This is a genomic window from Ruegeria sp. CDSB086, assembly GCF_059611065.1.
Window position 1 is genome coordinate 56,914 of sequence record NZ_JBXWOV010000002.1, and the last position, 12,174, is coordinate 69,087.

Annotated in this window: 14 protein-coding genes; 3 read left to right on the plus strand and 11 right to left on the minus strand. The window is 57.9% G+C overall.

Going from position 1 to position 12,174, the window contains the following annotated elements:
* Positions 1-63: 63 nt before the first annotated feature.
* From AC2FIO_RS03890 to AC2FIO_RS03900, 3 genes are all read right to left on the minus strand, one after another.
* Positions 64-1,623: a trimethylamine methyltransferase family protein gene (locus AC2FIO_RS03890; protein ID WP_496695791.1), complete on the minus strand. Its 1,560-nt coding sequence runs from the start codon at positions 1,621-1,623 to the stop codon at positions 64-66.
* Between the two features lie 120 nt (positions 1,624-1,743).
* Complete coding sequence (locus AC2FIO_RS03895) at positions 1,744-2,436, minus strand: HAD family hydrolase (protein WP_496695792.1); 693 nt, start codon at positions 2,434-2,436, stop codon at positions 1,744-1,746.
* 25 nt (positions 2,437-2,461) lie between these two features.
* Complete coding sequence (locus AC2FIO_RS03900; RefSeq protein ID WP_058279646.1) at positions 2,462-2,743, minus strand: DUF3572 domain-containing protein; 282 nt, start codon at positions 2,741-2,743, stop codon at positions 2,462-2,464.
* A gap of 87 nt (positions 2,744-2,830) precedes the next feature.
* On the opposite strand from AC2FIO_RS03900, the gene AC2FIO_RS03905 reads away from it, so the two are divergent.
* Positions 2,831-4,219: a diguanylate cyclase gene (locus AC2FIO_RS03905; protein ID WP_282168769.1), complete on the plus strand. Its 1,389-nt coding sequence runs from the start codon at positions 2,831-2,833 to the stop codon at positions 4,217-4,219.
* Between the two features lie 5 nt (positions 4,220-4,224).
* Here the strand turns inward: AC2FIO_RS03905 and AC2FIO_RS03910 are convergent, their stop codons facing one another.
* Genes AC2FIO_RS03910 through AC2FIO_RS03925 form a run of 4 tightly spaced genes read right to left on the minus strand, consistent with a single transcriptional unit; the run spans position 4,225 to position 6,129 of the window.
* The gene (locus tag AC2FIO_RS03910) at positions 4,225-4,698 is read right to left on the minus strand and encodes a periplasmic heavy metal sensor (protein ID WP_496695794.1); all 474 of its coding nucleotides are present in this window, start codon (positions 4,696-4,698) and stop codon (positions 4,225-4,227) included.
* Positions 4,695-5,048, minus strand: a complete 354-nt coding sequence (locus tag AC2FIO_RS03915; RefSeq protein WP_109310457.1) for a hypothetical protein — start codon at positions 5,046-5,048, stop codon at positions 4,695-4,697. The genes AC2FIO_RS03910 and AC2FIO_RS03915 overlap by 4 nt, the downstream gene beginning before the upstream one ends.
* Positions 5,041-5,655, minus strand: coding sequence for an RNA polymerase sigma factor (locus AC2FIO_RS03920; protein ID WP_282119195.1), 615 nt, complete (start codon positions 5,653-5,655; stop codon positions 5,041-5,043). Before AC2FIO_RS03920 ends, AC2FIO_RS03915 begins: the two co-directional genes overlap by 8 nt.
* A gap of 6 nt (positions 5,656-5,661) precedes the next feature.
* Entirely contained in the window at positions 5,662-6,129 is a 468-nt protein-coding gene (locus AC2FIO_RS03925) for an EF-hand domain-containing protein (RefSeq protein ID WP_496695797.1), read from the minus strand.
* 190 nt (positions 6,130-6,319) lie between these two features.
* On the opposite strand from AC2FIO_RS03925, the gene AC2FIO_RS03930 reads away from it, so the two are divergent.
* Both AC2FIO_RS03930 and AC2FIO_RS03935 read left to right on the plus strand, forming a co-directional pair.
* On the plus strand, positions 6,320-6,718 hold the full coding sequence (locus tag AC2FIO_RS03930; RefSeq protein WP_058279642.1) for a DUF983 domain-containing protein: 399 nt from the start codon (positions 6,320-6,322) through the stop codon (positions 6,716-6,718).
* Positions 6,719-6,743: 25 nt separating this feature from the next.
* Complete coding sequence (locus AC2FIO_RS03935) at positions 6,744-7,445, plus strand: NUDIX hydrolase (protein ID WP_058279673.1); 702 nt, start codon at positions 6,744-6,746, stop codon at positions 7,443-7,445.
* Between the two features lie 22 nt (positions 7,446-7,467).
* Here AC2FIO_RS03935 and AC2FIO_RS03940 read toward each other — a convergent pair whose 3' ends face one another.
* The 4 genes from AC2FIO_RS03940 to nuoN are packed head-to-tail and all read right to left on the minus strand — an operon-like array spanning position 7,468 to position 12,169.
* Positions 7,468-9,135: a ribonuclease J gene (locus AC2FIO_RS03940; RefSeq protein ID WP_496695801.1), complete on the minus strand. Its 1,668-nt coding sequence runs from the start codon at positions 9,133-9,135 to the stop codon at positions 7,468-7,470.
* Positions 9,132-9,911, minus strand: a complete 780-nt coding sequence (locus AC2FIO_RS03945; protein ID WP_058274409.1) for a type III pantothenate kinase — start codon at positions 9,909-9,911, stop codon at positions 9,132-9,134. The genes AC2FIO_RS03940 and AC2FIO_RS03945 overlap by 4 nt, the downstream gene beginning before the upstream one ends.
* Before the next feature lie 11 nt (positions 9,912-9,922).
* Complete coding sequence (locus AC2FIO_RS03950) at positions 9,923-10,672, minus strand: biotin--[acetyl-CoA-carboxylase] ligase (protein WP_058279640.1); 750 nt, start codon at positions 10,670-10,672, stop codon at positions 9,923-9,925.
* 54 nt (positions 10,673-10,726) lie between these two features.
* Positions 10,727-12,169 carry an NADH-quinone oxidoreductase subunit NuoN gene (gene nuoN / locus AC2FIO_RS03955; RefSeq protein WP_496695804.1) on the minus strand — a complete coding sequence of 481 codons (1,443 nt, stop codon included), beginning with the start codon at positions 12,167-12,169 and terminating at the stop codon, positions 10,727-10,729.
* Positions 12,170-12,174: the final 5 nt, after the last annotated feature.

Here is a 12,174-nt window from a genome sequence, read left to right on the forward strand (position 1 = left end):
AAAAAACACGTTGTATTGACGGCAATCCGACAGAGTCTTAATCTGGAAGTCACTGTTGTTACATTAGAAATCCGTCGGCGCGCCACCCTCGGCCTTTCGGCGGGCTACAAAGTCCTCCAACTCCTCGCGAATCCCGTCATCTATCGGCGGGGGCTCAAAGCTGGTTACGATTTCCTTGAACATGTGGTGGGCGCGCTCAGCCGTCCAGATACCACCTGCCACATCCCAACCTTCATAGTTTTTCCAATCACTCAGGAAGGGTTGGTAGAATGCGGTCGTGTAGCGGTCCTGGGTGTGTTGAATACCAAAGAAATGGCCATCGTTCCCGACAGACTTGATAGCATCCAGCGCGATTTCGTCTGGGCCTGTCGCTGTAATTTCTGGTTGCATATACCTTTGGATTTGCTGCAGAATTTCACAATCCATGATAAATTTTTCGGGGCTCGCAATCAGACCGCCCTCAAGCCATCCCGCCGCGTGATACACCATGTTGGTACCCGACTGCACAGCAGCCCAAAGTGAGTTCGACGTCTCCCAAACAGCTTGCCCATCGGGTACGTTCGCCGCACACACGCCCGAAGACCGCATCGGCAAACCATAGTATCTTGCCATTTGGCCGGTCATCTGGGTTGAGCGCATATATTCGGGCGTTCCAAATGCAGGTGCGCCGGATTTCATGTCAACGTTGGAGGTGAACGTCCCGATAACACAGGGAATTCCCGGCCGGACATATTGGAACAGCGCAATTGCGCACAGCGCCTCAGCCAGGGATTGCGCAACCGCACCGGCCATCGTAACCGGCGCCATCGCACCGGCCAATGTGAACGGCGTCACGACAATTGCTTGCCCGCGCCGCGCAAGACGCAGGCAGCCGTCAATCATCGGATGGTCGTGTTTCAACGGTGAGGTCGAGTTGATGTTGGTGTACATCCGCGGGGTCGCTTCGAACTCTTCATGGCTGTGACCTCCAGCGATCCGCACCATCTCCATCACGTCCTCAACGCGTTCCTTACCCAGCGAATAGGCATGCATCGCCTTGTCGGTCAGCGTCAGCTTGTCATAGAGCACGTCCAGATGTCGGACGCTGGCGTGGATATCGACCGGCTCGACCGGATAGCCCCCCGCAAAGTGGATGCAGTTAAAGTACTGCGTCAGCTTCAGCAAATTCCGGCACATCTCGCGATTACCGGCCACCTTGGTCCCAATCTCAAGATCCCAGTAGTTCGGAGGAGAAGACACGTTCCCGAACAGCAGGGTTTTGCCACCAACCTCAATCGTCTTGTCAGGATTTCGCGGCGTGATCGTGAACTTTGATGGCGCTTTGGCCACCATTTCCATCACAAAGTCACGACCCATACGAACGTTGTCGCCTTTGACCGTACAGCCCGCCTCTTTCAGGATACCAAGCGCTTCTTCGTTGTAGAACTCGATCCCGATCTCTTCGAGGATGCGCATGGCCCCCTCGTGGATCGCTTCGATGCCAGCTTGATCCAACGGTTCGGTGGGTTTGTCGATGTTGATCGGCGGATTCCACGGCATTTGGTCGATCACCGCGCTGCCCCTGCGTGCCGCCGCACCTGCCCGTCCCCCTCCGCGCCGTTTGCGAGTCTCTGTGTCAGCCATTGGAACCCTCCGGAACTTGCTTTCATCAAGCAAGCCCAGAAGTCGGCCCAGTGGCCGCTCTATCTGCGACAAGGTTTGTCGGTTTTATTACTTGGGCAGTCGAATTCAGCCGAAGCTGGATCAGTTTTCAGCCAACCAGGCGGGAATGTGACCGATATCCGGCAGCACGACATCCGCCATCGGCGCAAGTGCCTCGGCCGAGGCCAGCCCGGTTAGTACCCCAATTGTGGTCATTCCCGCTGCACGCCCGGCCTGAAGATCATGCAGGCTGTCCCCCACCATCGCCACGCGTGACGGGTCGACACCAACATGGGTCGCAAAGGCAATCAATTGCCCGGGTCCGGGTTTGAACCCATGGCCGCTGTCGTAGCCAGCAACAAAATCGAAGTGGTCGCGAATCCCGACTGAGGCGAGATGTTGCAGCGCAGGCATCTCTCCGTCGTTCGTGGCTACACCCAGTTTTAGACCCGCCTGCCGCAAAGCATCGAGGAAGGGAACCAGAGGAACAGCCGGCGCCTGTGTCGCCGTCGCCGATTCCGTGTTCAGAATGTCAATCAGCTCATCGCTGGGCATATCCGGGAAGTAGGGTGCAAGGGCTTCGGCGATCTCCTCGACGGTCCCCGCAATCACGATGCTGTCGTCGGCATATTCTTCCGAAACCGGATCAAACCCGATGGCCCGGCCCAGTTCGGCAGCCCGCTTTTGGTCGCCATCTGACAGCTTTTCCAACACGCTGCGCCCGAAACCACCCCATGTGTCCGCAAAGTCAAACAGTGTTCCGTCCTTGTCGAACAAGATCGCATCGATGGGCATTACATGCTCCTGTCAGTGAATTGAATCAGGTCCAGTGAACGTCGCCACCGGACAAAACAGCCCGCGCCTGACCCGGCAGGTCATAGGGCACGGAATTGGCGTCACAAAAGGCGATCACCCACGAATCGTCAAGCATCAAGAATTCAAGAACCGAACTCAGGAATTCCGACTCTGATGCGCGAACCCGCAAGTCCTCGGTGGATGCACCCGTCGAGCCCAAAAAGATCGGCAGCAATTCGTCATTCCCGACCAGCCAGCCCAGGACGTTCAGGGCAAGCGTTTCGGCGGATTGGGCGGTGATCGGCATAAAGAGGCCTCGAATATGCACTTGGAAAGGGTTTGTTAACCAGACTCATAAACACTTTGGCAACGCATGCAATCAACGGTGACAGATATGTCCGTGCAGGGAACCATCCTTGTCCTCGACGGGACTTCGACCAATCGCATTATGCTAAAAGTTCAGCTGACGGCGGCGTGGTATCACGTGGTTCAGGCTGAAAAGCTGCAGGGGCTGGCCGGGCTGCTAAGTCGCACACGCCCCGATCTGGTGCTGGTGGCGCAATCGCTGCCCGATGGCTCAGCTGCGGACGTCAAAAGACTGGTGATGGCCAACGCGGAACTGGCCGATGTACCGGTCGTTGCAATCGCGCCGCAGAACGACAAGGCGGCAAGATTGCAGGCACTGTCGGATGGGTTAGACGACGTGTTGGCAGCCCCGTTCAAGGACACCCTGCTTCTGGCGCGAATTCGCAGTCTGCTGCGCGCGCGCGCAGATACGCAAGAGCTTCAGCTGGGCGGCGGATCACATCCAGTCGGATTTGCAGAACCCGCGACCGTGCTGATTACGCCGTCGAAATCGGCCCATGTGGCCATACTGACCCAAAGCGCCCGGATCGGAACATTGTGGAAATCCGCGTTGTCCGAGAGATCGCATCACAGCCTAAGCACACATGCAGCTTCGAACATGCGTGCTTTGCTGTCAGGGCCAGTGCCAGACGCGATCCTAATCGAAATAGATACGACCGCCGCGGGCCTGAATACGTTGGCGGACCTGAAGTCACGCGGGGCAACTCGGCATACCGTATTGATCGCCGTCTTGGCCGATGAAAATGCGACAATGGCGAGCGAGGCGCTGGATCGTGGCGCTGACGCCGTGTGTATGGGGGGGTTCTACGTCGAAGAGGTTCAACTACATCTGGATAACCAGATCACGCGAAAGGCCCGAATGGACCAAATGCGCGCCTCACTAAAGCGCGGGCTGGCCGAGTCATGGGTCGATCCGCTGACCGGGTTGCACAACCGCCGCTATGCAATGAAAGCCATGGATCAGATGGCGCGACAGCCATCGCGATCTGGTTACGGTTTTGTCGTCATGCTGGCAGACCTGGATCATTTCAAAACCATCAACGACCGTTTTGGTCATGTCAGCGGCGACCAGGTTTTGACCGAGGCCGCAAAGCGAATGAAGCGCACGGTTGGCGCGGCGGGTTTTGTCGCGCGCATCGGGGGAGAGGAGTTTATGATAGGTCTGCCTGACAGCTCTCAGGCTGGGGCGATAGATCTGGCTAAAACCCTGCGCGACTGTATCAGCAAGACACCATTTTCTCTGCCCGATACCTCGGCCCCTGTGCCAGTCACCATTAGCATCGGCCTGACGGCACCGATCCCGCCCCTACCCCCTGGTGACCCGGTGGAGCGGTTGCTGAAATCCGCCGATACTGCTCTTTATGCAGCCAAGAAGGCTGGTCGCAATCAAGTAAGGATCAGGCAGAGCGCTGCCTGAAACCCTCAGTCCTTTTTCTTGTGGCCACGCGGGCCTCGTTTAACAACCTCCTCCAGCCGGTCGGCATAGACCAGACGCTCTTCATCGCTCATGGCTTCAACCCGGGCCAACCACTCTTGCTGCAGGGCATCCTGCAGGTCCGCCATGGACTGCGCTTGTTGGTCCAGTAGGGCCTGAACCGCCGCAGCGTCAAAGGGGTTTGCCCGCAAAGCAGTGCTGAGTTGGGCAAAATCCTGGGATCGGTTGTGTGCACCCTTTTTGTGTCGATCGAACAGCTCGCCCCGCATGGCTTTACGCTCTTCTTTTGGCAGCGCACGATACAGCGCCGAACCAAAACCTGGCGGAGATTTTGCATGATCCCCCCCTTTGACCCGCAGCGCGGTCCCCAGGGCAACGCCGACGATCAAAAGGTTCAAGGCCAGCGAGATGACCAGCAGAATCGACATCCAGCGGTTTTTGGGTTTGGGACTATCGCTCATTCGGCGTCCTCCAGAAAACTCGTATCCAGACTTAGGTCAGCGACCACGAAACTAACATCCTGCGCGTAGATGTAATTGGCGGGATCAGGCAGAAACGCCGGTGCTGAAAAGCCGATCCAGACACCCGCCATACTGGCAGCAACCAAACCGCCCATTCCCTGCCAGCCGCCAAACCCGGCCAGAAGGCGCGCCCAAAGAGAGTTTGTCTTTGGCTCATCTGGCTTCAGACGACCCAGCCGAACAGATTCCGCGTCGGTGAGAATGCGCACAGCCAGATCATCCGGCAACTCATGCCGATCCTGCCGGGCTTGGGCGAACAACAGATCCAGATTGTCTTTGTCGTCAGTCATCGTCGTACCCCAGTTCATCACGTCGCCCGGCCAGAATCGCCGCTAACGACCGTTTTCCTCGTGCCGTAAGGCTTTCCACCGCTTCCACCGAAATACCCATGATCCCAGCGATTTCAGGGTTGGGCAATTCCTCAATATGCCGCAAAACAACAGCTTGTCGTTGACGCTCCGGCAGTTGTGATAGTGCCATTTGCAGGGCATCCTTTCGGGCTGCGTCCTGCAGACGATCGGCCGCACTGGCCTTTTCATCTGCTGGCTCTGGCACATCCGCCAGTCGGTCCGGCGTCTTTTTGCGGCGCAGATCAACACACAGATTTAGCGTCACGCGATAGAGCCATGTCGATACTTTGGCCTGACCGGGCACCCAATCGGGTGCCATCTGCCACAGGCGCATCATCGCATCTTGTGTCACATCTTCAGCCTCGGCGCGATTGCCCAGAAACCGAAGGGCCACTGATAAGCTGCGCGGCGCAAGCCGATCGGTGAGAACGCGCGCCGCCGCAGCATCGCCATCGGCAAACTGCCTGAGCAACACATCGTCGCCCAATTCGTCCGCGGCGTAATCCACGCCGCGAACGTATTGTGGAGCAGAGGTCAGGTCCTCCATCCCGCATCAGCTGTCGTCAGAGTCCGCTTTCCCATGTTTCTTGTGGCGCTTTCCCATTCTGTCTTTTGCATCGGCAAATTCTTCTTCCGAGATAGCGCCGTCCTCGTTCGCGTCGATCCGGTCAAACATCTTGTCAGCACGGCGCGGCTTGGGCAACTCGTCCTCGCTCAGAAAACCGTCCTTGTTGGCATCGTTGCGTTCAAACATCTTCGTAACACGTTCGTTGGCCTTCTTTTGACCTGCTGCCTGCATCTCTTCGACGCTCAGCTGGCCGTCGCCATCGGTGTCGGCATTGGTGAAACGCTGATTCCGATGAGCCTGCATTTCTTCCTTGGTCACCTGCCCGTCACCGTTCGCATCGAGCTGTTGAAAGGTCACAGGTTCGCGATCTTTACCGCCTGCGGCGAAAACGGATGTGCCAGTGATTGCCAGTGCTGACACAATGATTGCCGGAATGAATTTGGCGCTTTTCATAACGTTTTTCCCTTGTTTTCGCGGCGCCATTGCCGCTGCTTACATAGGTTCAAACGGGGCAGGCATCCCATTCCGTCGCAGGAAGTGAAACTTTTTTAGAAACGTCTTAGCGATGCAAAGCGACGCACCCCCTTTCCCGAAGCTGCAAACAAGCGTTATATCCTCATCATTGGAACGCGCGAGTATCAACATGACAGATCAGACGATCGAAACCCACGATGTAGAAGACCGCCCGACAAAGCCAGCACTGGTCAAAGGGTTCCGTTGCCGTTGCCCAAATTGCGGCGAGGGCAAACTGCTGCACAGCTACCTCAAGGTTAACAACGAATGTTCGAATTGCGGGCAAGAGCTGTTTCACCATCGCGCCGATGACGGGCCGGCCTATCTGACTATTCTTCTGGTGGGTCACCTGCTGGCACCGGCGCTGCACTTATCTTATGTCCATTGGCGCCCTGAGCCCCTGACGATGTTCCTGGTTTTGGCAATTGGCTGTACTGCCCTGTCACTATTCCTGCTGCCACGATTGAAAGGGGCAGTTGTCGCCTATCAATGGGCTCGTCGCATGCACGGCTTTGGCCAGTCCGCGTGATCTTGGACCGCAAGTTGAGCAACGGATGACGGTGGACAAAACAGCCATACGCGACGCGGCGACAGTCATCGTTTTGCGGGATCGTCTGACCAATCCATCCATCCTGATGGGGCAACGCGGTGCAAAAGCCGCGTTCATGCCCAACAAATTTGTCTTTCCAGGCGGCGCTGTCGATGCGTCTGATGCAGATGTTGCACTGTCAACAGATCTGCCCGCTGTGTGCTGTGATCGCCTTGCGGAGCGGTCACAAGCCGGGCTGCAAAATGCCTTGGCGGCGGCGGCGATCCGAGAGCTTTGGGAAGAAACCGGACTGATTTTGGGCCAACCAGGTGATTGGGCGGGCCCGCGGACCGAAGATTGGGCGACATTTGCGCAGATGGGATACCGCCCATCGGCACAAGCACTTCAGTTCGTTTTTCGTGCCGTCACACCGCCTGGGCGACCCCGCCGGTTCGATGCACGCTTTTTCCTGGTAGACGCCGCCGCAATACAGGGCGATCTGGATGATTTCAGCCACGCCTCGGACGAGCTGTCACATCTGCAATGGGTGCCGCTGGACCGGGCGCGCGAATTCGACCTGCCGTTCATTACAGAAGTCGTGCTGGCCGAAATCGCCGCTCGGGTGACAGACCCAACGCCACCTGAAACTGTTCCGTTCTTTCTGAACAGTGAGGAGGAAAGCCTTTTCCTCAAACTTCGCGGTTATCCCATGCCAGAAGCAGACTGAGGGCCGGTGGCCCTCAGACACGTTATTTCATGCGGCTGATTACCGTGGTGACTTCGGGCTTTTTCCCAATCTCGGTCTTTGCTGTTTGGCGAACGATCCGGCGTATTGCCTCTTCCAGTTTGTCATCATCGCGCAGGGTCTTGGCATCGGCCCGCATCAGGAACTGATTCAGGTCTTCTTCTAGAACTTCAACCAATGCAGCCCGGGACGATCCAATCTCGGACAGACCCATCGTATCGCACCACGGCTCGCCCAGTGGTTCGTCCTCTTCGTCCAGAATGACCGTGACAGTGACGTGCCCGTTCAGCGCCATGCGAAGCCGGTCACGCACAACCCCATCCAGGGCGCCAACTTTGACCGTGCCGTCCAGATAGGTCCGTCCGGTTTCGACATAATCGACAACCCGTGGCGCATTCCCTGTCAGATCCAGCATGGTTCCGTTTACGGCCAGAATACCGGTACGCCCACCAGCTTCGGCCAGTTTGGCATGCTCGCGCAGGTGACGATGTTCACCGTGCATCGGAATGATCATCTGCGGATCGACCAGCCCGTGTACTTTCTCAAGATCCGGACGGTTGGCGTGACCAGACACATGGTACAGGCCCGCACTGTCATCGACCACATCCACGCCCTTTTCACTGAGCTGGTTCATGATGAAAATCACGCCACGCTCGTTGCCTGGGATGGTTTTGGACGAGAAGAGAAACAGATCGCCCTCTTTCAGTTCCAACCCGCGGTATTTGCCCCGCGCAAGTTGTGCGCTGGCCGCGCGGCGTTCTCCCTGGCTGCCGGTGACGATCAGCATCAGGTTCTGGCGCGGCATGTCCACAGCCTCTTCGGCGCTGACGACGCGTGGAAAGCTGGTCAGAATGCCCGTTTCGGTCGCGGCTTCGATCATCCGGCGCATCGCGCGACCCAGCAGAACGACCGAGCGCCCCGCCCGTTCACCCGCCTCGGCCAGCGTTTTCACACGTGCGACATTCGACGCAAATGTGGTGGCAACAACCATGCCGCTGGCTTCCTCAACCAGCCTGGTGATCTCGGGGCCGACCTCGGATTCCGAACGACCCGCATGGGGGGAAAACACGTTCGTACTGTCACACACCAGCGCTTTGACGCCAGACTTGGCAACCTCAGCCCAGAGATTGGGGTCAAAAGGTTCACCCACGATCGGATTTTCATCCAGCTTGAAGTCGCCGGTATGTACGATCCGCCCCTCTGGCGTGTCGATCACCAGGGCAGCGCTTTCGGGGATCGAATGCGAGACCGGCAGGAAACCCACCTTAAACGGACCAACGGAAATCTGTTCGGGCCAGGCCGATGCAGTATGTACGGCATCCTCGGGGTGTCCGTGCTCTTCCATCTTGCGGCGCGCGATGTTGGCGGTGAAGGCCCGTGCGTAAACAGGCGCACCCAGCGCCTCATAGCAATGCGCCACAGCGCCCACGTGGTCCTCGTGTGCGTGGGTAACGAACACGGCTTCCAGCCGGTCGGCACGTTCGCGCAGCCAAGAAATGTCGGCATGGATCAGGTCAACGCCCGGGGTGGTGTCCATGTCCGGAAATGTCACGCCCAGATCCACAAGGATCAGCCGTTCCTGACCGGGTTTGCCATAGCCGTAGACATAGGCGTTCATGCCAATTTCGCCGGCACCGCCCAGCGGTAGGTAGATCAATCTTTCGCTGCTCATGTCGAGCCATTGTCCTTGTTATAGCGATGTATCACGGTAAGCCCGTGCATCGTCAGATCATCTTCGATTGCGTCAAACCCCACGTCCGCCTGATCGAACAGCGGCGCGAGCCCACCGGTTCCAACGACTTTCATCGGCATTCCATATTCCGCCTTGATCCGGGAAATCAGCCCCTCGATCAATCCGGAATAGCCCCAATACACGCCGGATTGGATACAGCCAACCGTATTCGTGCCAATCACATTTTCAGGGCGGGTGATATCGATATGCGGCAGGGCAGCCGCGCCCTGGTGCAACGCCTCGAGGCTGAGATTTACGCCCGGCGCAATGATCCCGCCGACATAGGCCCCATCCGCCGCAACCACATCAAAGTTCGTCGCCGTGCCAAAATCCACAACAACCACGTTGCCGCCATGCCGGTCAAACGCAGCCACCGCGTTGGCCAGACGATCCGGACCGGGCACTGTGCCCTCGTCTACACGCGGATTCATCGGCAACAGACAATCGGGCTTGCCCACGACAAGCGGCCGACATCCAAAGAACCGATCAGCAAAGACCCGCAGGTTGAACACAACCCGAGGCACGGTCGAGGCGATGATCACATCAGTAATTTCAGCCTCGATCCCATAGTGTTTCACCAGCGTCGAATACCACGTGAAATAGGCATCCGCCGTGCGCGCATGGTGGGTCGATGTGCGCAGGGTGCACAGAAACCTTTCACCGTCCCAGATCGAGAACACAGTGTTCGTGTTGCCGCAATCAATAGCCAGAAGCATCTGGGCCTCCTTCAGAAAAACACATCCGCCGCCGGAATGCTGACGCGGCCTTTGGCGGTGTTTAGGACAAGATTGCCCGCTGCGTCCACCGTTTCAAAGGTTCCAACCGTTTCCGACGCTGCGGTACGGGCGGTGATGACCTCACCCAACTTGGCAGCCCGGGCCAACCACGCGGTCCGGATCGGTTCGAACCCGTAAGTCACGAATTGGTTCTCGTATCTGGCATAGGCGACAGCCAGTTCGGTCAGAAAATCCTCGGGCGTTACGTTGGCTCCGGCTTCCGATAATAGGGAAACCGGTCGGACGGCGCCGGGTTCTACCTGATCTGCTCCGGGTGCCTCTGACAGGTTCACACCGATGCCGATGGACAGGTGCGAGACGCCGTGCCCCTGCCCTGTGCTTTCCAACAGGATACCTGCTAGTTTGCCACCGTTCAGCAATACGTCGTTGGGCCATTTTAGGGACAAGCCTGTCGCCCGACCTGTCACTGCAACGCAGGCGTCAAACAGCGCCAGCGCAGCCACAAAGCTGCGCAGTGCGGCCTGTTCCGGATTTCCGTGTGGCCGCATCAAAAGGGTCGCGGCAAGATTTCCCTTGGGATTTGCCCATGCCCGCCCCCGTCGCCCACGCGCCGCCGTTTGGTGATGCGCCATGATCCACACCGGACCGGTCGTGGTCGGGGCCATGCGGGTGGCCTCGTTCAATGTGCTGTCGACCTCTTGCAGCACGTGCAGGCCGTATCCCTGTGGCCAGTCTGTCATGTCAAAAAGGCCCGGTCTGCTGACCGAGCCCCCAAGTTTGCTGTGTTACGCTGATCAATTGACAAGAGTGGCCGCCGCAGCTGCCGCCGCGCCTTCAATACCGAACTGATAGAACACACCCACCAGCATCAACGCAGCCGAGCCCATTAGAGCAACCCACAGAACCGGCGAAGAATGCGTTTCGATCGGGTCGTCGTTTTCAGCTCCGAAATACATGTAGAACACGATCCGCAGATAATAAAACGCGCCGATGACCGAGGCGATGGCTGAGGCGATCACAAGTCCGGTCAGGCCCGCGCTTACGCCGGCCTGCCAGACACCGAATTTGGCAAAAAAGCCCAGCATTGGTGGGACGCCCGCCAGGCTGAACATCAGGATCAGAACCGCCAGTGCCTTGCCCGGTTCGCGTTTGGAGTATTGGCGTAGGGCGTCGATGTCCGTGACCGGTTTGCCGTCTCTCTCCATCATCAGGATGAAAGCGAAAGTGCCGATATTCATCGTCACATAGATGGCCAGATACATCAGCATAGCCATGATGCCCAACTCGGTACCTGCAGCCAGTCCGATCAGCGCATAGCCCATATGGGCAATCGACGAAAACGCCATCAGCCGCTTGATGTCACGCTGGCCAATCGCTGCGACCGCACCCAACAGCATCGACAGGACCGAGAGCAAGACGATCACCTGCTGCCAGTCCTTGATCACACCACCAAAAGCGTCGTGCATTACGCGTGCGAACAGGGCCATGGCCGCCACTTTCGGCGCTGTGGCAAAGAAAGCGGTGATAGGCGTGGGCGAGCCTTCGTACACATCCGGTGTCCACATGTGGAACGGTACAGCGGACACTTTGAACGCTAGACCCGAGATCAGGAACACCAGACCAAACAGAAGGCCAACCGAAATCTCACCATCCTGAACCGTTTGAATAATGCCCGAGAACAGCGTGGTGCCTGTGAACCCATAAACCAGCGAGGCACCGTACAGCAGCAGGCCCGAGCTGAGCGCACCAAGCACGAAGTACTTCAAACCGGCCTCGGTCGATTTGGCACTATCCCGGCGCAGCGCGGCCACGACGTACAGCGACAGTGACTGCAGCTCTAGCCCCATGTACAGCGACATCAGATCGCCAGCACTGACCATCATCATCATACCTACAGCGGCCAGCGCAACCAACAGAGGGAATTCGAACCGCAGCAGATCGCGACGCGCCATATATTCCTGGCTCATCACCAGAATGGCAGCCGCTGATAGCAGGATCGCCACCTTCGAGAACCTTGCGAACCCGTCATCGACAAACATGCCATTGAACGCGACATTGGTACCATCGCCGTTGGTCGCGATCCAAATCGCCAGCAGCGCCATCAACCCAGCGGTCGTCCAGACCAGCAAAGGTGCCAGCCCGTCTTTCGTCGTGTAGACAGCCGCCAACAGCGCCGCCATCGCATATACGGCCAGAACAATCTCTGGCAGGATTATCGTCAGATCAGCCTGGATCATGTCTC